The sequence below is a fragment of the Mammaliicoccus sp. JADD-157 genome, assembly GCF_049310805.1.
GTDB lineage: Bacteria > Bacillota > Bacilli > Staphylococcales > Staphylococcaceae > Mammaliicoccus > Mammaliicoccus lentus.
The window spans coordinates 46319-72611 of sequence record NZ_JBMOVZ010000002.1 but is presented as its reverse complement, the minus strand read 5'-3'; the positions used below and the strand labels follow the sequence as shown (position 1 = coordinate 72611).

The 26293-nt window shown below is 31.5% G+C and carries 27 protein-coding genes and 1 riboswitch; of the genes, 22 read left to right on the top strand and 5 right to left on the bottom strand.

All coding sequences use genetic code 11. The features are described 5' to 3' along the window. Positions 1–78 precede the first annotated feature (78 nt). Positions 79–900 carry a pyrroline-5-carboxylate reductase gene (proC, locus tag ACO6VN_RS06835; protein WP_016999132.1) on the bottom strand — a complete coding sequence of 274 codons (822 nt, stop codon included), beginning with the start codon at positions 898–900 and terminating at the stop codon, positions 79–81. 140 nt (positions 901–1040) lie between these two features. Between proC and ACO6VN_RS06830 the strand changes: the two genes are divergently transcribed. Beyond that, a complete protein-coding gene (locus tag ACO6VN_RS06830) occupies positions 1041–1790 on the top strand; it encodes an SDR family NAD(P)-dependent oxidoreductase (RefSeq protein WP_194201202.1) in 750 nt (249 codons plus the stop codon). A gap of 95 nt (positions 1791–1885) precedes the next feature. On the opposite strand, the gene ACO6VN_RS06825 is transcribed toward ACO6VN_RS06830, so the two are convergent. Continuing rightward, the gene (locus ACO6VN_RS06825; RefSeq protein ID WP_016999134.1) at positions 1886–2797 is read right to left on the bottom strand and encodes an aldo/keto reductase; all 912 of its coding nucleotides are present in this window, start codon (positions 2795–2797) and stop codon (positions 1886–1888) included. A 76-nt stretch (positions 2798–2873) separates the two neighbouring features. On the opposite strand from ACO6VN_RS06825, the gene ACO6VN_RS06820 reads away from it, so the two are divergent. The 3 genes from ACO6VN_RS06820 (at position 2874) to xerD (ending at position 4954) form a co-directional block, all read left to right on the top strand. Beyond that, on the top strand, positions 2874–3416 hold the full coding sequence (locus ACO6VN_RS06820) for an NUDIX hydrolase (RefSeq protein ID WP_016999135.1): 543 nt from the start codon (positions 2874–2876) through the stop codon (positions 3414–3416). 99 nt (positions 3417–3515) lie between these two features. Further along, positions 3516–3956, top strand: coding sequence for a transcriptional repressor (locus tag ACO6VN_RS06815; RefSeq protein WP_194201201.1), 441 nt, complete (start codon positions 3516–3518; stop codon positions 3954–3956). 92 nt (positions 3957–4048) lie between these two features. Beyond that, positions 4049–4954 (top strand): site-specific tyrosine recombinase XerD, encoded by a 906-nt coding sequence (gene xerD / locus ACO6VN_RS06810; RefSeq protein WP_016999137.1) that lies wholly within the window; start codon positions 4049–4051, stop codon positions 4952–4954. Positions 4955–5047: 93 nt separating this feature from the next. Here the strand turns inward: xerD and ACO6VN_RS06805 are convergent, their stop codons facing one another. Then, a complete protein-coding gene (locus tag ACO6VN_RS06805) occupies positions 5048–5551 on the bottom strand; it encodes a DUF309 domain-containing protein (protein ID WP_422404417.1) in 504 nt (167 codons plus the stop codon). A 97-nt stretch (positions 5552–5648) separates the two neighbouring features. Here ACO6VN_RS06805 and ACO6VN_RS06800 point away from each other — a divergent pair, with 97 nt between their 5' ends. From ACO6VN_RS06800 to ACO6VN_RS06760, 9 genes are all read left to right on the top strand, one after another. Continuing rightward, positions 5649–6383 (top strand): segregation and condensation protein A, encoded by a 735-nt coding sequence (locus ACO6VN_RS06800; protein ID WP_422404416.1) that lies wholly within the window; start codon positions 5649–5651, stop codon positions 6381–6383. Beyond that, complete coding sequence (gene scpB, locus ACO6VN_RS06795; RefSeq protein ID WP_194201199.1) at positions 6370–6927, top strand: SMC-Scp complex subunit ScpB; 558 nt, start codon at positions 6370–6372, stop codon at positions 6925–6927. The genes ACO6VN_RS06800 and scpB overlap by 14 nt, the downstream gene beginning before the upstream one ends. Continuing rightward, positions 6927–7664 carry a pseudouridine synthase gene (locus ACO6VN_RS06790; RefSeq protein WP_016999142.1) on the top strand — a complete coding sequence of 246 codons (738 nt, stop codon included), beginning with the start codon at positions 6927–6929 and terminating at the stop codon, positions 7662–7664. The genes scpB and ACO6VN_RS06790 overlap by 1 nt, the downstream gene beginning before the upstream one ends. Positions 7665–7778: 114 nt before the next feature. Continuing rightward, positions 7779–8315, top strand: a complete 537-nt coding sequence (gene resA, locus ACO6VN_RS06785; RefSeq protein WP_016999143.1) for a thiol-disulfide oxidoreductase ResA — start codon at positions 7779–7781, stop codon at positions 8313–8315. A gap of 13 nt (positions 8316–8328) precedes the next feature. Then, positions 8329–9978 carry a cytochrome c biogenesis protein ResB gene (resB, locus tag ACO6VN_RS06780; RefSeq protein WP_194201197.1) on the top strand — a complete coding sequence of 550 codons (1650 nt, stop codon included), beginning with the start codon at positions 8329–8331 and terminating at the stop codon, positions 9976–9978. After that, the gene (ccsB, locus tag ACO6VN_RS06775; RefSeq protein ID WP_016999145.1) at positions 9971–11188 is read left to right on the top strand and encodes a c-type cytochrome biogenesis protein CcsB; all 1218 of its coding nucleotides are present in this window, start codon (positions 9971–9973) and stop codon (positions 11186–11188) included. The genes resB and ccsB overlap by 8 nt, the downstream gene beginning before the upstream one ends. A gap of 31 nt (positions 11189–11219) precedes the next feature. Then, positions 11220–11927 (top strand): response regulator transcription factor, encoded by a 708-nt coding sequence (locus tag ACO6VN_RS06770; protein ID WP_016999146.1) that lies wholly within the window; start codon positions 11220–11222, stop codon positions 11925–11927. Further along, entirely contained in the window at positions 11927–13666 is a 1740-nt protein-coding gene (locus tag ACO6VN_RS06765) for an ATP-binding protein (protein WP_422404415.1), read from the top strand. The genes ACO6VN_RS06770 and ACO6VN_RS06765 overlap by 1 nt, the downstream gene beginning before the upstream one ends. A 77-nt stretch (positions 13667–13743) precedes the next feature. Continuing rightward, positions 13744–13875: riboswitch (FMN riboswitch) on the top strand. Between the two features lie 78 nt (positions 13876–13953). Beyond that, positions 13954–14502, top strand: coding sequence for an ECF transporter S component (locus ACO6VN_RS06760; protein ID WP_016999148.1), 549 nt, complete (start codon positions 13954–13956; stop codon positions 14500–14502). A 268-nt stretch (positions 14503–14770) separates the two neighbouring features. Here ACO6VN_RS06760 and ACO6VN_RS06755 read toward each other — a convergent pair whose 3' ends face one another. Then, entirely contained in the window at positions 14771–15019 is a 249-nt protein-coding gene (locus ACO6VN_RS06755; protein ID WP_016999149.1) for a ferredoxin, read from the bottom strand. A gap of 104 nt (positions 15020–15123) precedes the next feature. On the opposite strand from ACO6VN_RS06755, the gene ACO6VN_RS06750 reads away from it, so the two are divergent. The 5 genes from ACO6VN_RS06750 (at position 15124) to ACO6VN_RS06730 (ending at position 20782) form a co-directional block, all read left to right on the top strand. Continuing rightward, positions 15124–16074, top strand: a complete 951-nt coding sequence (locus ACO6VN_RS06750; RefSeq protein ID WP_228086191.1) for a helix-turn-helix domain-containing protein — start codon at positions 15124–15126, stop codon at positions 16072–16074. Then, positions 16061–17434 carry a RecQ family ATP-dependent DNA helicase gene (locus tag ACO6VN_RS06745; RefSeq protein ID WP_422404414.1) on the top strand — a complete coding sequence of 458 codons (1374 nt, stop codon included), beginning with the start codon at positions 16061–16063 and terminating at the stop codon, positions 17432–17434. The genes ACO6VN_RS06750 and ACO6VN_RS06745 overlap by 14 nt, the downstream gene beginning before the upstream one ends. Positions 17435–17530: 96 nt before the next feature. Then, on the top strand, positions 17531–19027 hold the full coding sequence (locus tag ACO6VN_RS06740; RefSeq protein ID WP_422404413.1) for a LysM peptidoglycan-binding domain-containing protein: 1497 nt from the start codon (positions 17531–17533) through the stop codon (positions 19025–19027). A 24-nt stretch (positions 19028–19051) separates the two neighbouring features. After that, a complete protein-coding gene (locus ACO6VN_RS06735) occupies positions 19052–19690 on the top strand; it encodes a CBS domain-containing protein (RefSeq protein ID WP_194201192.1) in 639 nt (212 codons plus the stop codon). 105 nt (positions 19691–19795) lie between these two features. Next, the gene (locus ACO6VN_RS06730) at positions 19796–20782 is read left to right on the top strand and encodes a YpdA family putative bacillithiol disulfide reductase (RefSeq protein WP_194201191.1); all 987 of its coding nucleotides are present in this window, start codon (positions 19796–19798) and stop codon (positions 20780–20782) included. Positions 20783–20831: 49 nt separating this feature from the next. Here the strand turns inward: ACO6VN_RS06730 and ACO6VN_RS06725 are convergent, their stop codons facing one another. Further along, on the bottom strand, positions 20832–21800 hold the full coding sequence (locus ACO6VN_RS06725) for an asparaginase (protein ID WP_194201190.1): 969 nt from the start codon (positions 21798–21800) through the stop codon (positions 20832–20834). Positions 21801–21874: 74 nt separating this feature from the next. Here ACO6VN_RS06725 and cmk point away from each other — a divergent pair, with 74 nt between their 5' ends. From cmk to ACO6VN_RS06705, 4 genes are all read left to right on the top strand, one after another. Further along, complete coding sequence (gene cmk / locus ACO6VN_RS06720; protein WP_064204564.1) at positions 21875–22528, top strand: (d)CMP kinase; 654 nt, start codon at positions 21875–21877, stop codon at positions 22526–22528. 78 nt (positions 22529–22606) lie between these two features. After that, on the top strand, positions 22607–23764 hold the full coding sequence (rpsA, locus tag ACO6VN_RS06715; RefSeq protein ID WP_016999991.1) for a 30S ribosomal protein S1: 1158 nt from the start codon (positions 22607–22609) through the stop codon (positions 23762–23764). A 184-nt stretch (positions 23765–23948) separates the two neighbouring features. Further along, positions 23949–25259 (top strand): ribosome biogenesis GTPase Der, encoded by a 1311-nt coding sequence (der, locus tag ACO6VN_RS06710; protein ID WP_016999990.1) that lies wholly within the window; start codon positions 23949–23951, stop codon positions 25257–25259. Positions 25260–25278: 19 nt separating this feature from the next. Next, a complete protein-coding gene (locus ACO6VN_RS06705; RefSeq protein WP_194201189.1) occupies positions 25279–26283 on the top strand; it encodes an NAD(P)H-dependent glycerol-3-phosphate dehydrogenase in 1005 nt (334 codons plus the stop codon). Positions 26284–26293 lie beyond the last annotated feature (10 nt).

The following is a 26293-nucleotide window of genomic DNA, read 5'->3' as shown; positions in this document are numbered from 1 at the left end:
ACATAAAGTAATTAAAAACGCCAATTCGTTAGTTAAGTTATGAACTAACGAATTGGCGTTTTTTAAAGAATTATCACTTTAAGATTTATCTTCATCTGCTTCAGCTAATTCTATACTTCTTTTTACAGCAGCATTTAAACAATCAGTGAAAATTGCTTCTATATCGTGATTGCTTAAAGCATTTAATCCTGCTTGTGTCGTTCCACCTTTAGATGTAATGTTTTTACGCAATTGATCCATTTTTAAGTCAGAGCGTTCTATCATTTTACCAGTACCGATGATAAGTTCTTTTATAGATTCTTCTACTTGAGACTGTTCGATACCAAGCTTAGTTCCTGCGTTAACGTATTGTTCAAATACGTGATATAAAAATGCAGGGCCGCTACCAGTAATCGCTGTTACTTGGTGTAAATGATCTTCTTTTACTTCTAAAGCAGTTCCAAATGCTTCAATTAACGTTAAAACTTCTTGTTTAGAAGTAGGGCCGAAGTTTGAGGAGAAACTAATACCTGTTACTGAATGACCAACATGAGCATTCGTGTTCGGCATAATTCTAGCGATAGGATTATCATTTTGTAAATGTTCTTTAATATAGTTTATAGGTAACCCTGCCATGATAGAGATAAATTTGTTATCTGCATTAATATGAGGTCTAATACGCTCAGCTAATTTTAGAAAGTCATAAGGTTTAGTACTTAAGAAAACATAATCAGCATCTTTTAATAACTCAGCGTCATCATAACTGTAACTGACACCTAATGAATTATGATAGTCTTCTAAAGCTCCTTGATTTGATTTATTTGTTAAAAAAATATTCTCCGGCTCAATTGATTTACTGTTAACAATACCAGTAAAAATTGCGTTAGCCATGTTGCCTGAACCATAAAAAACAATTTTCATTATTAATCACTCACTTCCGTAGGATTTCATTTTCATTATAAAGTAATTAATTTTTATGTCAAAAATGATTCGGTATGTATTAATCAATTACTAGAAGGTGTGTTACCATTTATAATAATACATATAAAAAGGTGATAACTATGATAGGTAAACATTTTATTGTGACGGGTGCTACAGGTTCGTTAGGAGAAAGTCTAATTCATTATTTAAATTTATACGGCGCAAAAGCTACAATAATAGTTCGTAATAAAGAAAAAGCTCAAATTTTACAAAATAAATATAATAATATTGAAGATACAATCATATTAGATTTAAATAATTCAAATGAAATTATTAATATGGATAGTTTAAATCATAAATACGATGGCATCATAAATAATGCCGGATTAGGTTATTTTAAATCTAATGATAATCATACTTTTGAAGATATTATGGCTATATACAACACGAACTTGGTCAACCTAATTTTATTACAAAACATATTGTTGCCAAACATGAAAAGAGGGGCATCAATTGTAAATATCGCGTCTATTTCAGGAAAAGTAACAACACCATATGCAAGCCATTACGCCGCTTCTAAAGCAGGTTTAATAAACTTTTCAAACGCCTTAAGATTAGAAAGACCAGATTTACATGTCTTAACGGTAAATCCAGGTCCATTTAAATCGTCATTTCATTTAAAAGCCGATCCATCTGGTTCGTACAATGAATCTACTGAATTTCTACAATTGGATATTGATGTTTTAGCAAACCAAATTATTAAAGGTATGATTAATAAAACGATAGAAATAAATGAACCTAAGTGGATGGATATTGGACTTAGATTTTATCAGTTAGCGCCAAGAACAATAGAAAAAATATTTAAAAAAGTTTTTTTAAGTAAGATGTAATAGATTTTTATAATGAAAACGCCCCATCCGAGAAGTAAAACTAACGGATGAGGCGTTTAATTTTAATAAGAGATATACGTTCATAAGCTAGATTATTAGTTTAAATGATTTGTATATTCTAAGTTCTTAACAATTGATCTTGCATGGTTAATTTGGTCTTCTGAAAGACTTTCATTGTAATGTTGCATATTTGTAATAAGTTGTTCTTTAGAGCTTGCACCTGTGATAATAGAACCTAATGCTTCGAATGATTTTAAATAGTTAAAAGTAACAGCTGATAGATTATCAAATTCTTCTGCTAACTTTGTAACTGTTTCTGTTAAATCATCTGCATTATATTCTAATAAACCATCTTTGAATTTATTTTCTAAAACTTTATTATATTTATCAGTCAATAAACCTTTAGAAACAGGCCCTCTAGCTAATATTTTAATATCTTTATCGTTGATTCTTTCTGTCAGAGCTTCTGGTCTATTATCTAGAAGGCTAAATTGCATCATAATTGTTTCGATGTTACTATTTTCTAAATAATAATCAATGACGTTTGGTCGAATAGAAGAAATACCATATGCTTTTATTAATCCTTGTTCTTTTAACCTTTCAAACGCTTCAATAGTTTCATCTTTGTTATCTTCTATTGTACCGCCGTGTAACATATATAAATCCAACTGTTCTACGTCTAGGCGTTGCAATGTATCTTTAATGCCGTTCATTATATGCTCTTTAGAAGGGTCCCAATGATGTTCTTTTGTTTCCTTATCAAAATGATTACCTACTTTTGAGCCGATAACAATATCACTGTTATTTTGATATTTTTTCAGCAAACTACCAACTATTTTTTCATTTTCACCATAATCATATAAATCTGCTGTATCAAAATAAGTTATTCCTTGGTTAATTGCTTCGTCAATAATTGTTTCAGCATGTTCAACATCTGTACCTAAACTCATACAACCTAAGCCAACTTCTGATATTTCTATACCACTTTTTAAAGTATTTTTTTGCATATTGAAGCTCCTTTCGCTACACTTTATATATTAAGTTTATCAGATTAATTATTTAAATGAAAAGAGGCACGCTTGAATGAAGTTAACAGAAGATACAATTAGTAAAGAATTAATTTACGAAGGTAAGATTTTTAAAGTAGAAAAACATGAAATCAAATTACCTAATGGTGAAACGAGCTCAAGAGATGTTGTCTTACATAATGGAGCTGTAGCTGTGTTAGCTATAACACCTGAGAAAGAAGTATTAGTCGTAGAACAATTTAGAAAAGCAATGGAAAAAGTTTTAATAGAAATTCCAGCTGGTAAATTGGAGATAGGTGAAGAAAGAAAAAGTGCTGCATTGAGAGAATTAGAAGAAGAAACTGGTTATATTGCAGAAGACTTAGAATTAATAGGTGAAGTATACGGAAGCCCTGGATTCTGTAATGAAAAAATAAGCATCTATTTAGCTGATAATTTATCTGAAGGAAAAATGAAGTTAGATGAAGATGAATTTCTAGATATTAAAAAATATACAATTGAAGAAGTTAAAAATTTATTGCTATCTCAAAAAATTGAAGATGCAAAAACAATGATTGCGTTTCAATATTTATTATTAAATTATAATCATTCTAAATAATACAAAGTTTTCGCTTGCTTTTTTATAAAATTATTGGTAATTTAGTATACGAAATGTTTCTAATTGATAATGATTTTATTTAAGAAAGTAGGTGTCACCGTGGAAGAACGTATTCAACGTGTAAAAGAGCAATTACACAAAGCTTCCTATAAATTAACGCCACAACGAGAAGCGACTGTTAGAGTATTACTTGAGAATGAATCTGATCATTTAAGCGCAGAAGACGTTTATCTTAAAGTAAAAGATAAAGCGCCTGAAATAGGTTTAGCTACTGTTTACCGCACACTTGAATTATTAGCAGAATTAAAAGTAGTCGACAAAATTAATTTTGGGGACGGGGTAGCAAGATTTGATTTAAGGAAAGAAGGAGCGAAGCATTTCCATCATCACATGGTATGTATGGAATGTGGAGCAGTTGATGAAATTGAAGAAGATTTATTAGAAGATGTAGAAAAACGTGTAGAGAAAGAATTCAACTTTAAAATTTTAGATCATAGATTAACTTTTCATGGTATTTGCCATAGATGTAAAAAAGATTAATCTTTTAAGCTGACGTTACTAAAAGGTGTTTAACACAAATTTTAGTGATGTCTTTTTTTATGGTAAAATAAGTTCAACAATGAGGTGAATACATGGAGCAAATTATCAATGAATTTATAGATTTTATTAGATTAGAAAAAGGATTAAGCCAAAATACGATACAATCTTATAATCGAGATTTGTCACAGTATAATGAATATTTGAATGAACATAAAATTAGTCATATAGATAATATAGATCGTATCGTCATACAAAAATATTTCGCGGAATTAAAGAAAGATGGTAAATCTTCTAAAACAATTGCGAGATTAGCTGCGACAATAAGAAGCTTCCATCAATTCGCAATTAGAGAAAAATACGCAGTAAAAGATCCAACGATATTAATAGAGACCCCAAAATATGAACAAAAATTGCCTGATGTGTTAAGTGAAGAAGAAGTGAATCAACTGCTAACATTTAGTCATATAACAAATGCTAGAGATGAGAGAGATAGGGTAATGTTAGAACTGCTCTATGGTACTGGGGTCAGAGTAACAGAATTAATAGAATTAAAAGTTGAAGATGTTAACCTTACAATGGGCTTTATACGTGTATTTGGTAAAGGGAATAAAGAAAGAATTGTTCCGCTCGGTAAGCATTTAATGGAATTATTGCGTGTTTACATCCAAGAAGTAAGACCTAACCTTTTGAAAAAACAAGTTACAGATATTTTATTTTTAAATGCACGCGGAACACAATTAACAAGACAAGGTTTTTGGAAAATACTTAAAAAAATTGGACTAGAGAAAGGTATTACTAAAACTTTAACACCACATACATTACGCCACTCATTTGCTACGCATTTATTAGAAAATGGTGCAGATTTAAGAGCGGTTCAAGAAATGTTGGGCCATTCAGACATATCTACTACGCAACTTTACACACACATTTCTAAAAAGCAAATACGAGACATGTATTTAAATTATCACCCAAGAGCTAAAAAGGAGAATGAAAATTGAGTAAACAAAATAAAAATAATGAATCTAATAAGTACATAACACTTATTATTTTAGTTGCCTTTATTCTTATATGGGGGAGCGTATACTGGTTATTTATCGTTTAGCATGTCGATTTTCATATGCTAACTTACGACTGTTAATAACTTCTGTACGATCTCTTAATAAATGATAGTGTTTAATATAATCTGATATTTGATCATTATAATTAAATGTGAAATCATCATACGCACTTTCTAGCGCTTGATAACAAGCAGAAGTTAGAGGCAATTGTATATTTTGATATGATTTGTTTTGTTGGATGCGCAATATTTGAGAATTAACAACCGATATATATTGTGCTTTTTCTATTCCTAAATGATCGAATTGATCATTTAGTTCTGCTATTTGTAAAGATTTTTGGTAAGTTTTAAGTGCACCTTTAACATTTCCGCGGCGATAATGGTAACAAGCCGTTGAAAATAATATTAAACTTACGATTGGGTCATTTTTACTAAATTGATCTTGTTCTTTCCAGTGTTCTTCTAAAATATCGTGACACTCAAAATAATGTCTTAACACATGGAAATGATAATGAAATTCCATAATATTTGTTTCCATCATAAATCCCTCACAGCATAGAATCTTTATACGTAATCATGTTATAATAATTTTTAGGTTTATGCACGTAAAAGGAATAGAAAAGAGGAAGTCTTAAATGTATGAAGTAAAACTCGATGCCTTTGAAGGTCCTTTAGATTTATTACTTCATTTGATACAAAAATACGAAATAGATATTTATGATATTCCAATGAAGGAATTAACAGAGCAATATTTAAATTATATCCATCAAATGAAAATATTAGAAATAAATGTAGCAAGTGAATATTTAGTAATGGCTTCAGAATTATTAATGATTAAAAGTAAATTATTATTACCAACACCTCCATCCGATATTGATGAATTAGAAGATGACCCTAGGGAAGATTTAGTAAGACAATTGATTGAATATCAAAACTTTAAAGAATATGCGCAATTGTTGAATGAAAAGAAAAATGATAGAGAACAAATTTTTGTGAAGAAGCCAGCTGATTTATCGAAATTTGAAGCTGTTCATGATAAACGAGCGCCGTTAGATTTAAATATGACAGATTTAATCATTGCATATCAACGGACTAAAAAGAGACAACGTTTTAACCAGCCACAAAATGTTACAGTTAACGAAGATTCTTATACAATTGAAATGGCAACTTCTAAAATAAGAGAAGAACTTTCAAATAAGAAAAGTTATCATTTTTTCGAATCGTTACCAACAGATTTATCAATACCGGTATTAGTCACAATGTTTTTAGCAGTATTAGAAATGATGAAATTAAGACAAATTGATGTTTTTCAACAACATCAATTTGGAGAAATAACAATAAATCGAGGCGTCAATTATGTCAGTGAGTAAATTAGGATTATTAGAAGGATTGTTATATTCTTTAGGTGATGAAGGAATTGAAGTTAATCAATTATGTGAGTTATTAGAAATTACACCGTCACAACTTAAAGATTTAGCAAGCGAATATGAGAGAGAAACATTACAAATTATTTTTTATGGTAACAAGTGTATATTAACAGCGAAGACAATTATGCATCCATATTTAGAGCAATTAATGTTGGATAATGTAAACACAAAATTATCACAAGCAGCTTTAGAAACACTTTCGATTATTGCTTATAATCAGCCTGTTACAAGAAGTGATATAGAAGTGATAAGAGGTGTGAATTCTGATGCTTCAGTAAAAACGTTAATCGCTAAAGGTGTAATAGAGTCAAAGCATAATGAACAATCAAGAAGCCAATTGTTATATACAACTGAATACTTTTTAAATGTTTTCGGTTTAACATCTTTAGATGATTTGCCTAAGACAACAAATGATGAAAACGAACAAGAAGAAATGGATTTATTCTTTAGTAACATGAACGAATCAGAAAATGAGGAGCAATCATAATGAGCGAAGAATTAGAGAGATTACAAAAGGTTATTGCAAAAAGCGGTTATACTTCACGTAGAAAAGCTGAAAAGTTAATAGAAGAAGGTTTAGTGACAGTTAACCATGAACGTGTAACAGAACTTGGTACTAAAGTGAAAGAAACTGATCACATTGAAGTTGAGGGGATTCCTCTTGAAATGCCAGATAAGTTATATATATTATTCCATAAACCAACTAAAGTTATTACAAGCGTTTCTGATGATAAAGGGCGCGCTGTTGTAACAGATTATTTCAAAGATTTAAAAACACGAATTTTTCCTGTTGGAAGATTAGATTACGATACTTCAGGTTTATTAATTCTGACTAATGATGGGGAATTCACAAACTTAATGACTCATCCAAGATATAAAATAAAGAAAAAATATATAGCTAAACTTAAAGGATACCTTTTAAGAGAAGAGGTTAAACAGTTAGAAAAAGGTATTAAGTTAGAAGATGGTATGACTCAACCAGCATTAATAAAAGTTAAGAGTCAAGATAGAGACCGAAATGTTACACATGTAGAAATCACAATAACTGAAGGTAGAAATAGACAAGTTAGAAGAATGTTTAGTCATTTCGGACATGAAGTAACTAAATTATCTAGAGTAGAGTACGGTCCTTTAAATTTAAAAGGTTTAAATGCTGGCCAGGGCAGAACCTTGACACCGCATGAGGTTAAAGTATTAAGACATCTAGCGCAAGATGGTAAATAAGCTGAAAACGTTCACAATTATGCCACTAAACTAGTATTTAGTCATGATATACTAAACAAAACACCATAACATATTATATGTATGGTTTTTTATTGTGTTAGGGAGGATTTTTAAATGAAAAGGAAACAAAAGAAAATACTGCAAATTGTTATTACAGCTCTAATATTAATAGCAATCGTTTTTACAGTATGGTCTAGTCTTTCAAAAGATAAAGATAAAGTGGCTCAAGTAGGTGATGATGCGCCGTTGTTCGAGCTAGAAACAGTTGATGGTAAAAAAGTTAACCTTGAAGATTTTAAAGGTAAGGGAGTTTTAATAAACTTTTGGGGAACATGGTGTGAACCATGTAAACGTGAAATGCCTGAGCTAGAAAATCAATATAAAGAATATAAGGATAAAGGCGTAGAAGTAGTAGCTATTCACGTTAGAGACAATCCACAACAAATTAAACAATATTTAAGTTCATTAAAAGAAACACCAACATTTAATGTCGCTATGGATAACGATAATTTAGTTACTGATGCGTACGGTGTGAACCCACTTCCTACAACAATAACAGTTGATAAAGATGGTAAAGTGAAATCAAAACATACTGGTGAACTTTCGAAAAAACAAATCATTAAAGAGATGGAATCGGTCAAAGTGAAGTAGAGGGGGATTAAAGGTGAGTAACAGTAACAAGCAAATCGTTTGTGAGTGTGGGTTCAAAAATCCTGAAGGAACTCAGCTTTGTTTAAACTGTGGTCGATTAATTAACGACGACTACGATAAGAAAAAAACGACAGACGTTATGAGATACGATGGACAAGCCATAAGGTCTAAAACTAAAAATAGAACGTTATTGGATCGCGTTTGGAATTTCTTCGCGTCAATAAAAACAGGGGTCACATTACTAGTTATTACCGTGATTGCAGCATCAATAGGTACGATATTCCCACAAGAATATTTTATCCCAATGAACGTAAATCCCGAACAATATTATTATGAACATTATGGTTCACTAGGTTTACTATACTATAAATTAGGTTTTCATAATTTATACAGTTCATGGTGGTTTTTAATATTACTGGGCTTAGTTGCATTCTCTATCATAACTTCAAGTATAGATAGAGGCCTCCCATTACATAAATCATTAAAAAAACAACGAACTAAGAAGCATATTACTTTCTTTAAACGCCAAAGATTATACATGTCTACTAAAGATAAAGTTGATTTAGATGCATTAGGCAAATCTTTTAATGAAAAAAGGTACAAAGTAAAAAGAGATGGCGATAATCTATTGCTCGAAAAAGGTCGTCTATCAAGATACGGTCCATATATTAACCATCTAGGGTTAATCATATTATTATTCGGTGCAATGCTCCGCTTCTTACCTGGCTTTTATTTAGATGAGATGGTCTACATTAAAGAAGGTGAAACAAAACCTGTCCCAGGTACAGATAGAGAATATTATATGAAAAACAACGACTTTATCTATGAAGAATACGACCAAAAATCTCAATCAAATTCAAATCCTGAATCTATTGATCCAAGTCTAAATAAAATAGCGAAAAATTATGAAACTAAAGCTACTTTATATAAAAATAGTAAACAGGATGTTATAGGCTCAGATGCAAACTTAAAAGAAGTTAAATCAGATTCTATCAAAGTAAACCATCCGTTGACTTACGATAATTTACAGTTTTATCAAAGTAGTTTTGATAATTCATTGCTTAAAGAAATGACGTTCAATTTAAAAACGAAAGAAGGAAAAGAATTAGGTGAATCATTCACTGTTAATTTGGATAATCCTAAGAAAGAATATAAAGTAGGCAATGACTATACAGTTAAATTACGTAGTTATGCACCAGATTATGAAAAAATAGAAAATGGTGTACTAGCAACGAAAACACCAAATCCAAACAATCCTGCTTTTGTGTTTGAAGTAAATAAAAAAGGTGAGAAACCAGAATTTAGTTTCTTAAGAATTAAAGAGTCTCAAGATATTTCTGAGAATAATCAATACGAAGTAAAATTTGCTAATGCTACTAATCAATGGGCTACAGTATTAGCTGTTAAAAAAGACTTAACGCTTCCTATTCTCTTAACTGGTTTCATCATATTCTTAATTGGTTTAGCAGTTGGTTCGTATATTAACCATAGACGTGTATGGCTTAGCGCTAACGACGGTGAATTTAATATTGCCGGCCATACAAATAAGAACTATTATGGATTTAGTAAAGAAATCAATCAAGTTCTAGACAAACATAATATTCAACATATAGTTGATACAAAAGAAGATTCACATGAAAGCAAGGAGGCAAACAATGGATAAAGATTTAATATTAAATATAAGTAATATCAGTTTATATTCAGCATTTATTTTATATCTTGTTGCAGTTGTGCCATTTTCATTTTCAGTTCGTTCTTCAAAAAAGCGAGCTGAAAAGATTGGTGTAACGTTAACGATAGTAGGATTTGTGTTACAAATCATTTATTTTATAACGAGATGGATAGCAGCAGGACATGCCCCAGTAAGTAACATGTACGAATTCTTGACGATGTTTGGCATTATGATGGTAGGTGGCTTCTTAGTCATTTATTCTATTTATAAAACGCCTGTTCTTGCATTGTTCGTATTACCAATTGCAATGTTGCTTATTGCTTATGCAAGTATGTTCTCAAGAGACGTATCTCCATTAATACCAGCTTTACAATCAAGTTGGTTAGCTATACACGTTATTACGGTAACTATATCTTATGGTATTTTATCCATTAGCTGTGTAGCAGGATTAATATACTTGTTAGCAGCAGTAAGTCCAAAAGAAAAATCTATACATAGTTTCTTTGTTGAAGTCATTATGTATTTCGTTGTTATTGTTATTGGATTTATTTTAACAACTGTTGTCATGAAAGATATTGCTGGTTATGATGACACTTATTTCTTTATTGATAAGAATGATAGTAATTCAGTGCAACATTATCATCTTCCAGCTTTTGTTACACAACAAGATAGTTTGCTAGTTGATCATGTATCCGGTAGTGATTATGAACCTAAAGAGCGTACAGATATATTAAAATGGTCTAAAATTGAACTACCTGCAGTTATTAATGCTCAAAAATTAAACACTGTAATATGGTCTATTGTTATAGGTACAATCCTTTATGGTATACTAAGATTGATTTTCAAAGGTCGAACTTTATTTAGCTTAATAAAACCATTAACCAAGCGCGTTAATTTATCGCTTATGGATGAAATAGGTTATCGCTCAGTTATAATCGGTTTCCCGTTATTTGCTTTAGGCGGTATATTATTTGCTAGTATTTGGGCACAAATGGCATGGAGTAGGTATTGGGGTTGGGACCCTAAAGAAGTATGGGCACTCATTACATTCTTGTATTATGCAATATTCCTACACTTAAGATTAGGTAAAGGCTGGGAAGGCAGAAAATCTGCTTGGCTAGCAGTTGGCGGCCTTGCTATCATTCTATTTAATGTAATCGCAGTTAACTTAATCGTAGCAGGATTACATTCTTACGCATAATATTGCTAGACTAGAAAGGAGTTTTGTAAGAATGACAGACCGTATTTTAGTTGTAGACGACGAAGATAGAATTCGTAAATTAGTAACAATGTACCTTGAAAGAGAAGGGTACGAAACAGATGAAGCAGAAAATGGTCAAGTCGCAATCGATAAAGCTTTAAACGAAGATTATGATTGTATTTTACTAGATTTAATGTTGCCAGAATTAGATGGTATTGAAGTATGTAAACGACTAAGAGAAACTAAATCTACACCTATTATTATGCTAACTGCTAAAGGTGAAGAAAATAATAGAGTCGAAGGTTTTGAATCTGGAGCAGATGATTACATTGTAAAACCATTCTCGCCAAGAGAAGTAGTTTTACGAGTTAAAGCTTTATTAAGAAGAACAACTAATCATGCCGTAGTCAATCAATCAAATACTGCTAAAGACCTTATCGTATTTGAAAATCTAGTTATAGATAATGATGCTCATCGTGTATTAGCAGATCAAAAAGAAGTGAACTTAACGCCTAAAGAATATGAGTTATTATTATATTTAGCGAAATCACCTGATAAAGTATTCGATCGTGAGCAACTCCTTAAAGAAGTATGGCATTATGAATTTTACGGAGACCTACGTACTGTAGATACACACGTAAAAAGATTACGCGAAAAGCTAAATCGTGTATCTGAAGAAGCTGCTCAAATGATTCATACTGTATGGGGTGTTGGATATAAATTTGAGGCGCCTGAATAATGAGACGGCTGAATAGTGTCGTTGTAAAACTGTGGTTATCTATTATATTAATAGTAACGACAGTTTTACTTTTATTAAGTGGCTTTTTAATCACATTTATCCAATCTTACAACACCTCTAATATTGGTGAAAACTTATATAATAATGCAGCTAAAATTGAACGACTAATGCTAAATACACATGAAAAAGATTCCACGATTGATTATGCAAGAGAGCTTGTAGAAGACCCAGCAGGACTCATTATCATTAAAAACAAAAAAGATTTACAAGAAAAATCTGAAGATCCTTTAAAAGGGGTAATGATTAATGAAATAAGAAAAAACCCTTCATTCAACAAAGTATTTCGTAGCAATGAACATGTTTTAAAAGAGATTAAGCTAACTGTTAACGGTGAAGACCATCGTTATATCTTATTAGGTTATCCTTCTCAAGCATTTCAAAGTGATAATGCGGGTATATTTTTATTCCAAGACATCAATTCAATAAAAGAAACTCAAAAAGTGATTACGTTAAGTATATTGATAGCTGCTATCATATTATTGATTGTCAGCACAGTATTTGCATTCTTCCTTTCAACTCGAATTACTAAACCACTTATTCAACTTAAATATGCTGCTTTTAAAGTAGCGAAAGGTCATTACACAGAAAAAGTACCTATTTATACGAGAGATGAAATAGGTGAACTAGGTTTAGCATTTAATAAGATGAGTAAAGATATTAGAAAAAATATAGAAGATGTAAAGTCTAAAAACAATATTCAAGAAAAATTAATCAATTCAATGATTGATGGTGTCATTGGTATCAATGATAAAAATGAAGTTATTATTTCAAACTCAAAAGCGGACGTATTCTTAAATGAATTAAAAGAATTTGAAAACAAAGATATGAGTGAACAAAGAAATGTTACTTTTAAAGAGAAGAACACTCAATTTTTTGAATATGAATTAGGACATAAATATTATGTCGTAATATCTACTTATATTGAAAGTATTCAAATTGATGGGTCATCAGGTATCGTCATTATCATTAGAGATATGACAGAAGAACATCATATGGATCAAATGAAGAAAGACTTTATAGCAAGTGTCTCACACGAATTAAGAACGCCTATATCTATGTTACAAGGCTATACTGAAGCAATAGTAGATGGTGTTGTAACAGAGAAAAAAGATGTAGATGATTTCTTGTATATTATTTTAGATGAATCGAAAAGATTAAGCCGTCTAGTTAATGAATTATTAGAAGTAGCTAAAATGGACGCAGAAGGTATTAAAGTTTCATTGGCTGACTTTAACATCACGACATTAATTAATAAAATAGATACAAAATTCAAGCCTCAAGCTATTGAAAATAATTTAAAACTTTCAGTTAAGCATGTAGGTGATGGCAACACTTGGTATGGCGATGTTGATAGAATAGAACAAGTCTTAACTAACTTAATAGATAATGCTATTAGGTACACACACGAAGAAGATAGCATCGACGTTATATTTGATGATAGTCTAGAAGACTCTGTACAAATCAAGGTTAAAGATACAGGTGTCGGTATCGCAAAAGAACATTTAGAACAAATATTTGATCGTTTTTATAAAGTGGATACTTCTCGTACGAGAGGTAAATACGGAACTGGCCTTGGATTATTTATTGTTGAAAAAATAATAGATGCCCATGAAGGTAGTATAGATGTGCAAAGTAAAGAACAAATAGGGACAGAATTTACAATCACTTTACCAAAATAAAATATTTATGAGTTAATTTGATGAAAACCCCTTAGCAATGTGCTAAGATATAATCGTAAAATAAAATTAAATAAAAAATTCATCTTCGGGGTTTGGTGTAATTCCATACCGGCGGTAATAGCCCGCGACCCAATGTGATTAATTTCATATTGGCTGACTTAGTGTAAATCTAAGGCCGACAGTAAAAGTCTGGATGGGAGAAGATGGAGGAATAATCTAGCACGCGCTAGGTTTATTTAGCTATTGCTTTTCCTCCTATTCTAACGAGATGAATGGGAGGAGTTATTATGTCTAACGATAACAAAACTAAGCGCTTACTAACGGTAAGTATGCTAATCGCAATTAGCTTTATTTTGATGTTTTTAAAATTTCCTTTACCATTTTTACCACCATATTTAACTATGGATTTTAGTGATGTTCCCGTTTTGGTGGCGACATTCACATTCGGTCCGGTTTCAGGAATTTTAGTTGCACTATTCAAAAATATTTTTAACTTTTTAATTGTATCTCATGAACCAATTGGAAATACAGCAAACTTTTTAGCTTCTGTATGTTTAATACTTCCAACTTACTATTTTTATAAGATGAAAAAATCTAAATTATTCATGATGTACGGTTTGGCAATAGGTGTCATATTGATGACGATATTAATGAGCGTATTGAACTACTTCGTATTATTGCCACTATATGGCCAAATAATGAACCTTGCAGATTTAGCACACAATTTAAAAGCAATCGTATCAGCAGGTATTATACCTTTTAATATCATCAAAGGTGTCATCATAGCAATCATCTATATATTGATATTTGATAAATTGAAAACAATAACAAGATAGAAAACAAATAAGAAAAGCTGAGACAGAAATAAATGTCTCAGCTTTTTTACTAATAGGAGATTTCTGTCCCATAGTATACGGTTCTAATGTGTAAGAAATTTGTGAGAAGCTTAGACGCTCCTTGTTGGATAACCCTAATTCAATAAAATAAATAAAAGTTCCTAACCCGTTAACGAAAACAGGTTAGGAACTTTATTTTGAGTAAGGATTTATTATCCTAAGTTCATTTATTTTTGAGAAAGACATTTAAGTCTTATACTCTTATATATTATTCGAATTTAAGCGCATCTCCATCAAACGGTTCGTCTGCTATTTTAATTGAATCTGTAGGACAACCTTCGAAAGCATCTTCCATATCTTCGAGTAATTCTTCTGGGACAGCTTCGATTCCTTTATTGTCGTCTAATATTACGTAGGCGATACCCTCATCATCATAATCGTATATATCAGGGGCAGCTGCACCACATGCACCGCAAGCAATACATGTATCCATATCTACTATAGTGTATTTAGCCAAAATTTTCGCCTCCTTTAAAAAACATGCTACACTTATTATACATAACTATTTTAGTGATTACATGTATATTTTTCAACATTTTTATATTAAATGAGGTGACTTAATTGCAAGAGATAATAATGAAAACACTCTCTATGAAACACGAACTCAAAACTAATAAAAGTATTTATAATATTCTTATCGGTAAAAAGTCTCATCAAACATATTTTGATGCTACAATCGAACATCTTAAACTCTATTATGGTTGTTTACCAAATTTAAAATATCATCACTTTGAATCGATTATAGAAAATGGATCATACTCACAATATAAGCCAATTAAAGCCAACACTTTTTATGAACAAGCTTATCAAACAATTCAAACGATTTTATTGGTTATACAAATGGTTAGTCATAAAAAGCATGACCATTCCTTCTATCAACCAATTATCAATGATAAATCTATTCAATTCAAGGCAAAAGAATTATACACATTTATTAAAAATGATAAATTCGATTTATTTATAAATGAAATTTACGAATTATTAGAAGAAATAGAAAATGAATTTAATATCGTATACGTACATTATTTATTGACGGGATTTGGTGAAACGCCCTACACAATAGAACAAATATCACTTCTTGAACATATTCCTGTACTAGAGTTAAAATCACAATTAATACAAGAATTTCAATATATTCAAAAGTGTTTAGAAAATAGCGAGAAATATCCGATTTTATCGAAAATTAAATTTGAAGCTAATTTAAATTATCAAACTTTAACAACTTTTCAATTATTAAATCAGACAACGAATATCGAAAGATTAGCAGAATTAAAAAACGTGAAGACCCATACAATACACGACCACATTATTGAAATGTATATTAAAGGTTATTTAATCGATAAATCTCTATACATAGATGACGAAACTTACGTCAATTTTATAGAAGTATTTGAAGAAAAGCCCAACCAAAATTTAAAATATTATTATGAGAAACTTGAAAATTTAAGTTACTTTGAAATTAAATTAATGTACGTTATTTATGCAATGGAGGAAATCTATGTTAAAAGATGAACTGAAAAAATATTTTGGTTATGATGATTTTAGAAATGGTCAAGAAGAAACGATACAATATATTTTAGATGGACATGATGTATTAAGCATACTTTCTACAGGAGCAGGGAAAAGTTTATGCTATCAATTGCCCGCTTATATTACTGGAGGTAGTGTACTTGTCATTTCACCCCTTATTTCTTTGATGGATGATCAAGTTGCTCAAATGAAAATAAATGGCGAAAAAAAGGTTATTGCCATTCATTCAGCACTTTCTAAAGAAGAAAAAGACGAAGTATTTCGCGATTTAAACAAATATCAATTTATTTTCTGTAGTCCTGAATTTATATGTGAAGATCATAATTTTAATCATTTTAAAAATTTATCTTTGAAATATATTGTAATAGACGAAGCGCATTGCTTGAGTGAGTGGGGATTCGATTTTAGACCTCACTATGCATTAATCTCAAAAGTTACAAATTATTTCAATGATGCTCAAGTAATTGCATTAACGGCTACATTAACAGATAAGATGTTTAACGACATTGAAAAAATCACAAATAGAAAGTTCAAGTTACACAAAGAAAGTTTAAATCGTGAAAATATAATGTATCATCATTTTAATTTTTCGAGCGAAGTCGATAAAGAGAATTGGTTGTTAAAAGAAATAAAAAAAACCGGGCCAACTATTATTTATGTTTCTTCAAAGAAAAAATGTCATGAGCTTGCTAAAAAAATTTATAAAGCAGGTTATCTAACAGGGATATATCATGGGGATTTGGATTATCAAGAAAGAACCACTGTACAATCACAATTTATTCATAATGATATTAAAATTATTGTCGCTACCAGCGCTTTTGGAATGGGGATTAACAAGCAAGATGTAAGAACGGTAATCCATTATCATTTATCAACTTCTCCTTCAAAATATGTACAAGAAGTGGGAAGAGCTGGACGTGATGGTAGACCATCTCAAGCAATCAGTTTATATACAGATAGAGATTTAATGATATTGAACCATTTAGCAAATGAAAATAGTTTAGATATTGATGTGCTTAATTTGTTTGAAGAAGGGTATCAAATAAATGAGGAACTTTCTAGAAATATTCAGTTCCTTTTAGAGTTATATCCTATGGAACAATTAAAGCAAAAAATATTAAAAGAACAAGAACAAAAATTTAATGCTTATCGTTACATATTAAATTATATAAGGCTAGAATCATGCCGAAGAATATATTTATTAAAGTATTTTGATGAGTATGTGAAACAAGATAATCATTGTTGTGACAATTGTAAGAATATTGAATTGCTAAATGAACCAAACAAAAAAGAAGTAAAACAGAAGACCACATTCAAAGAAAGATTAAATGCAATATTTTAATAGGATTGCTTTACTTGGTAAGTTGAACAGGGATATAATAAAGTATACTAAATATTAAGTATATAAATTTAAAAAGATAATGAAGAGGTGAGTTTATTGTCTAAAGATAATTTCAAAGACGAATTCGAGAAAAGTCGTCAACCGATAGAGCGAACTGAAGACAAAGCAGATCAAGAACTAAATGATTCTCAAGAAGATATTAAAGAGAATCAAAATAATCAAGATAATCAAGCTACTCGGAAAGAAAGCAGAAAACAAAATAGACAGCAAAAGAAAGACAAACAACAGTATCCTCCAAGAGGCGCGTTAAGAAGACAACGAAGAAAAGAAGAAGCGCAAAAACAAGCTTCACAACCTAAAGAAACAGATAAAAGCACTGATCAAGTTGAACAAAAGCAAGATAAGAATCATAAAGGTGCAGCAGCAGGCGCTGCTGGAGTTGCAGGAGCAACAGGCGCTGTAAATGCAAACAAAAATTCTAAAAAATCTTTAACAGATAAACCTGAAAAAGATACAGAAGATAAAAATCAAAAAAGCAAACAAAACAAAAAAGGTAAAGTTGCAGGAACAGCAGCGGTTGGCGCAGCTACATCTTCTCAATCTGCAAATGCTTCTCCAAAGGATAAAGACGAAGCATCTAAAGATACAAATAAAGAAGATAAAGGTTCTAATAAGAAAAAAGCAGCTGGAGCGGCTGCTGTAGGTGCCGGAGCGGCAGGTTTAGCAACTAATTCTAAAAAAAATAGTGCTGCTGAAACAGATTCTAATAAAGATAATAAAGATCATTCTAATAAGAAGAAAGGTGCAGCAGCTGGAGCCGCAGGAGCGACAGGCGCAGCCGGTGCAGCCGGAGGTGGAGCATCTGGTGGTGGAGGAACACCTCCAAGCGGTGGAAGCGGAAACAGCGGTAATGGAAATGGTGATGGTTCAAACAAGTTTAAAAAAGCCATTATACCAATCGTTGCAGCGATATTGATACTTGGTGCTTTAGCCATATTCTTAGGCACATATTTAAACGGTACAAATAATGATAATGGTAAAGAATTAGCAGAAAAGACATCTCAAACAAATAGCGATGCTAAGAAAAAAGCTGACGAGCAAGCTGAAAAAGATAGAAAAAATAAAGAAGACGATAAATCTAATAAATCATCAGATGAAGATAAACAATCTAGTGATAAATCATCTAATAGTTCAAATGATGATAGCAATTCGAATAATGATAATAGTGACAGTAATGAAAATGCTAGTGATGACGCTTCTAATAACAACCAAGCTTCACAACCAGACCAAAATAGCGATCAAAACGTAAATCAATACGGTCAAAATTCAGATTCAAGCAATGATGATGTTCAAAATGCAGCTGATGATGCAGCGAACAATCAAAATGGTCAAAACGCCCAAAATAACCAAAACAATCAGTCTAATCAAAGTCAAGGCCAAGAATCTCATACTGTAACTGGTAAAGAGAACTTGTACCGAATAGCTATACAATATTATGGTGACGGTTCAGCTGAAAACGTTGAAAAAATTAGACAAGCAAATGGTATTTCTGGAAATAGTATTTCTCAAGGTCAAGATTTAGTAATACCATAGACATCAATTAAAGGGGATGGATTTATGTATTTATCAAATATTATGATACCTAAAGAAAAATGTTACATCGCACATCCAAAAGATACGATTCATTCAGCATTAGATAAGTTAGAACATCATGGTATCGACGGTCTACCAGTTGTTGAACATGGCAAGTATATCGGGATGATTACACGTTACAGTATTTTTAGACACTACTTTTTTAAAAAGGAAAATGTATCAAGAGATGATTTCATTGATGATACAATAATTGAAGATATACTGACGATTGACTTGCATTCACTTAATGAAAACTTAGTCGTTGAAGAAGCATTGTTGAACTTGCAAGATTTTCCGATTATTGCTGTAGTTAACGATGATAAAGACTTCCTTGGAATTGTGACAAGATATGATGTAATGGAACAATTTAAGTCAGCATTCGGTATGAAGCAAAAAGGGGTAAGAATTGCGATTACTTCAGTGGATGCTGAAGGTAGAATTAAGCGACTATCTAATATTATTGCAAAATATAAATTAAACACTATTTCATTTGTAACATTCGATGAAACAGACAAAATGTATCGTCGTATGATTATTAAAGTTGAAAAGACAGATAACATTAAAAAATTCATTAAGTATTTATCTAGAAACGGATTCAAAGTTCTAGATGTAACTGAAGACTAAGAAAAATAGAGCCCAGGACAATTATTTATGTCTTGGGCTCATTTTATTTTATTTATAGCTCTTTATTGATATAATTATCAAGGTATATTATAAGGAGTGAAATAAATGCAAGAATTTGAAAGCCTAATAATTGGTGGTGGACCATGTGGCTTAAGTGCAGCCATTGAACAAAAACGTCAAGGTATAAACGCTGTAGTAATTGAAAAAGGGAACGTTGTAGATGCTATATATCATTACCCTACGCATCAGACATTCTTTTCATCAAGTGAAAAACTTGGTATCGGTGATGTACCTTTTATCGTTGAAGACTTAAAACCTAAAAGAAACCAAGCACTTGTTTATTACAGAGAAGTGGTTAAACATCATCAATTAGATGTAAGAACATTTGAAGAAGTATTAACTGTAAAAAAAGTTGATAACCGATTTTTAGTATCAACAACTAAACAAACTTATAAAGTTAGATTTTTAACTGTAGCAACAGGATATTATGGTCAGCATAATGAATTAGATGTAGAAGGCCAAGAGTTAGATAAAGTTATGCATTACTTTAAAGAAGCACATCCGTACTTTAATCAAGACGTTGTAATCGTAGGCGGCAAAAACTCTGCAGTAGATGCTGCTATCGAGTTAGAAAAAGCGGGTGCAAATGTAACAGTAATTTATCGTGGATCAGAATACTCTAAAAGTATAAAACCTTGGATTTTACCTAACTTTGAATCATTGGTAAATCACGAAAAGATTACAATGCATTTCAACAGTGAAGTTGAGCACATTGACGAAGAGACTTTAACGTATAATCAAGATGGTAAATCATATACAATTAAGAACGATTTTGTATTTGCAATGATTGGTTACCACCCAGATTATAAGTTCTTAGAATCATGTGGTATTGATACAATAACTAATGAATTTGGTACAGCGCCTTCATACAATAAAGATACTATGGAATCAAATGTTGAAAATCTATTTATAGCTGGTGTAATAGCAGCTGGTAATGATGCCAACACAATCTTTATTGAAAATGGTAAATATCATGGTGGTACAATCGCACAAGAAATAGCTAGAAAAAAGCAAACACCACTGGAATCATAAAACAAAATCCTTTTTGTGAGTAATACACTCATAAAAAGGATTTTTTATTTTACGCGAAATATGTTTTCAATTGTTCTTTATTTAAATGATTACTTAAACCGACTAACAATTTTAATCGTGCTTTTTGACCATTTAAGCCGTTTGAGAAAATTAAGCCCATATTTTGAAGTTGTGAACCTCCGCCTTCATATGCATATATACCATCTACTATTCCGTTAAAGGAACGAGATACGACTACTACTGGTATATGCGCATCCATTAACTTATGTAAGCCATCTAGAGCAGTTGGGGGTAAATTACCTTGTCCGAGCGCTTCAACAACTAAACCATTGTATTGATGTTCTACAAAGAAATTAAATATATCACTAGATATGTCCATATGTGCTTTGATTAAGCCAATTTTGGTATTTGAGTTAATTTCAGGGTATTTCTTATAAGGAAAAGGTTGATGATGAAATATAACATGTGTCTTAGTTACACTACCGATTGGTCCATAGTTAGGACTTTGGAAAGTACTCGTATTTGACGTATGCGTTTTTGTAACATTTTTAGCTGTATGAATTTCGTCATTAAAGACGACCATGACACCTTTATTACGTGCTTCGTCTTCTGAAGCTACTTTTAATGCTGAAACATAATTATATAATCCGTCAGAACCAATTTCATTTGAAGATCTCATCGCACCAGTTAAAATAATTGGTAATGATGTATCTATTGTTAAATCTAACAAATATGCTGTTTCTTCCAAAGTATCTGTACCGTGCGTAATAACGAAAGCATCATATGCATCTTTTTCTATAGCATCAGTAATAATATTTTTTAAAATGATGATATAATCATTGTTCATATGTGGAGAAGGAACTTGGAAAGGATTAATCTCTTCTATGTCTCCAAGTGATTGTATAAAAGCTTGATGCCTATGCATTGGATGCTCTTCATTTGTTTCGACTTTACCTGTATCTTTATCTTCTGACATGCTAATTGTTCCACCAGTATGAATTACTAAAATTCGCTTCATATCTTTCCTCCTGTTCATAAGTTTATAATTTATGATAAAATATATAAGATTAAAGAACAAGAGAGGTTAAGGAAATGAGTAAAATAAATATAGCTATAGATGGACCAGCAGCTGCTGGAAAAAGCACCATTGCTAAATTAGTAGCACAGCATTTCAATATGATTTATATAGATACTGGTGCTATGTATAGAGCAATTACGCTTTATTATATCGAACAAGAGACAGAAGATTTTAGCCAGCTTGTTCAAAACATCGATTTAAGAATTGTTTTACAAAATGGTCAGCGTGTCATTTTAAACGATGTTGATGTATCAGAAAGAATTAGAGAGAATGATGTTACAGAAAAAGTTTCTCATGTAGCTTCACAAGAACCTGTTAGAACATTTTTAGTAGAGGAACAACAAAAGTTAGCTCAAGAAAAAAATGTTGTGATGGACGGTAGAGATGTAGGGACAACAGTATTACCGGATGCAGAGTTAAAAGTATACATGATAGCATCTGTAGAAGAACGTGCCTTAAGAAGATTAAAAGATAATGAACTAAGAGGCATTGAATCAGATTTAGAAAGTTTAAAAATTGACATTGAGCGAAGAGATCAATTTGATATGAATCGTGAAATCTCACCGCTTGTGAAAGCGGAAGATGCAATAAGTATTGATACAACAGGTTTATCCATTGACGAAGTGACAAATGAAATTATAAATTTGGCAAAAGTCAAAATGGTGTAAATAGTACGAATTTCTTGACAATTTAGCTTCTTTATAAGAAGTTAATATTAAGATATTTATTTTAAGGAGGCAATTTTGATGACGGAAGAATTCAACGAATCCATGATAAATGAAGTGCAAGAAGGTGACAAAGTAAAAGGTACGGTGCAACAAATTGAAGACAAACATGTAGTTGTACACATTGATGGTGGTAAATTTGATGGCATCATTCCAATAAGCCAACTGTCAACTCAACACATCGAAACAGCTAATGAAGTCGTCAATATTGGTGATGAAATCGAAGCTTTCGTAACTAAAATTGAACAAAACGAAGAAAGCGGTCATTATATATTATCTAAGCGTAAACTAGATGAAAATTTATCATATGACAAACTTCAAAAAATCCAAGAAAATGATGAAACAATTGAGGCTGAAGTAACAGAAGTAGTTAAAGGTGGACTAGTAGTAGATGCTGGTATAAGAGGTTTCATACCTGCTTCTTTAATTTCTGTTCATTATATCGAAGACTTCTCTGACTATTTAGGAAAAGTCTTAACATTAAAAGTAGAAGAACTTGATCAAACTAATAACAGAGTGATTCTAAGCCACAAGAAAGTGGAACAAGAATCATTAGACGTTAAAAAAGAAGCGTTATTAGACAATCTTTCTCAAGGAGACATTCTAGAAGGAAGAGTTGCTAGAATTGCTAACTTCGGTGCGTTTATTGACTTAGGTGGAGTAGATGGATTAGTGCACGTTTCTGAATTATCACATAATCATGTTAAAACGCCTGATGAAGTCGTTCAAGTTGGAGATAATGTAAAAGTTAAAGTAAGAGCTGTTGATCGTGAAGCGGAAAGAATCTCGCTTTCAATTAAAGATACTTTACCAAGTCCATTCGAACAAATCGAATCAGAATTTAATGTAGGCGATATTGTACCAGGTAAAGTTGTGCGTTTAGCTCAATTTGGTGCTTTTGTTGAAATTGCTGCTGGATTACAAGGTTTAGTTCACATATCTCAAATTAGCCACGAACACATTGGCAATCCTGAGGAAGTATTAGAAAAAGGTCAAAACGTTCAAGTGAAAATCTTAGGTATAGATAAAGACGAAGAAAGAATTTCATTATCTATTAAAGATACAATCGAACAAGAAACTGACTATGATGAATCATATTTAAATCAATCAGATTCAGATGAAGATAACCCTACATTAGGTGATGTTTTCGGAGACAAGTTAAAGAATTTCAAACTATAAAATTATAGGATATGACATGAGACTGCTATTAGAGGAAGTAGACCTTTATTAGCAGTCGTTTTTATTTTTTACAACATTACATGATATGATAAATTATTAAATTAAAGCTCTTTTTATATTTCATAGGCTAAATAGCGATGATATGTTAAAATAAAAAGGATTATGAATGAGAGGAAGACGGTTTATGACAAAACCCATTATAGCGATTGTAGGGAAACCTAACGTAGGGAAATCTACAATTTTTAATAGAATTATTGGTGAAAGAGTATCAATAGTTGAAGATACGCCAGGTATCACAAGAGATAGAATTTATTCTAGTGGTGAATGGTTAACACATGACTTTAACTTAATAGATACTGGTGGAATAGATTTAGGTGATGAACCTTTCCAAAAACAAATAACTGCACAGGCAGAAGTAGCAATTGATGAAGCGGATGTCATCATCTTTATGGTAAATGGTAGAGAAGGTGTCACTCAAGCTGATGAAATGGTTGCTAAAATTTTGTATAAGTCTAATAAACCAGTTGTATTAGCAGTGAACAAGATTGATAACCCTGAGATGAGAAGTGAAATATATGACTTCTATTCATTAGGATTTGGAGAACCTTTCCCGATATCAGGCTCCCATGGATTAGGTTTAGGTGATTTGTTGGATGAAGCGGCTAAACACTTCCCAACTGAACAAGACCCTGAATATGATGATGAAACAATTAAATTATCTTTAATTGGTCGTCCTAATGTTGGTAAATCAAGTTTAATCAATGCGATTCTAGGTGAAGAACGTGTTATCGTTTCGCCAATCGCTGGTACAACTAGAGATGCTATCGATACTGTATACAATTATGAAGATCAAGAATATGTATTAATTGATACAGCAGGAATGAGGAAAAAAGGTAAAGTATATGAAAGCACTGAAAAATATTCAGTATTAAGAGCATTAAAAGCAATAGAAAGATCTAATGTAGTACTCGTTGTAATTGATGCTGAAGAAGGCATAATCGAACAAGATAAAAAAGTAGCTGGTTATGCACATGAAGCTGGTAAAGCAATTGTAATAGTAGTTAATAAATGGGATACAGTAGAAAAAGATTCAAATACTATGAAGAAATTCGAAAAGAAAGTTAGAGATAACTTCCAATTCTTAGATTATGCACCAATAGCTTTCGTATCAGCTTTAGAGAAATCTAGACTAAGAACATTATTCCCATTCATACAAATGGCTGATGAAAATCATCGTAAACGTGTACAAAGTTCGACACTTAATGAGGTTATTACAGACGCTGTTGCAATGAATCCTACACCAACTGATAATGGTAGAAGATTGAATATATTCTATGCGACACAAGTTGCTATACAACCTCCAACATTCGTTATTTTTGTTAACGATGTTGAATTAATGCATTTCTCTTATAAACGATTTTTAGAGAATCGAATTAGAGATGCTTTTGGATATGAGGGAACACCTATCCACTTAATTTCAAGAAAAAGAAACTAAAGAAAAAGGATGGATAACTATGTCAAATATTACTGTATTTGGTACTGGAAGTTGGGGAACTGCTTTAGCTAACGTTTTATCAGATAATAATCACAACGTACTAATGTGGGGCAAAACTGAAAAAACTGTAAACGAAATAAATAAAGAACACAGCAATCATAAATATTTAAAAGATATATCAATTAATGAATCCATTAAATCTACGATGGACTTAAAGGATGCTGTACATCATTCATCAATTTATATAATCGCTGTACCTACAAAAGCGATACGAGAAGTTTCTACAAATATTAACGATATTGCATATGGAAAGAAAATCTTTATTCATGTATCTAAAGGAATTGAACCTGATACATTCAAGAGAATATCTGAGATGATATATGAATCAATAGACAGCAAAATTAACGGCGGTATCGCTGTACTATCTGGACCAAGTCACGCAGAAGAAGTTGCAATTAAACATCCTACTACAGTATCTGTATCTTCTGAAAATCAAGAAGTAGCAAGACTAGCTCAAGATCTATTTATGACTGATTATTTCCGAGTTTATACGAACAACGATTTAGTTGGAATTGAAATTGGTGGGGCTTTAAAAAATATAATCGCACTGGCTTCAGGTATAACTGATGGAATAGGCTACGGCGATAATGCAAAAGCAGCACTTATAACAAGAGGATTAGCAGAAATCACACGATTAGGCGTTAAAATGGGCGCAGATCCTATGACCTTCTTAGGATTAGGCGGTATCGGTGATTTAATCGTTACATGTACTTCTGTACATTCTAGAAACTGGAAATGCGGAAATATGCTAGGTCAAGGAGCAACTTTAGATGAAGCTTTAGAAGAAATGAACATGGTAGTAGAAGGTGTTCGTACAACTAAAGCTGCTTATCATCTTGCTCAAAAGTATGACGTTGAAATGCCAATTACATCAAGTCTATATAAAGTATTATTCGAAGATTATCCTGTACCAGATGGGGTTAGAGATTTGATGGAACGAGATAAGAAGTCTGAGAATATTTAAGCAAGTGGGG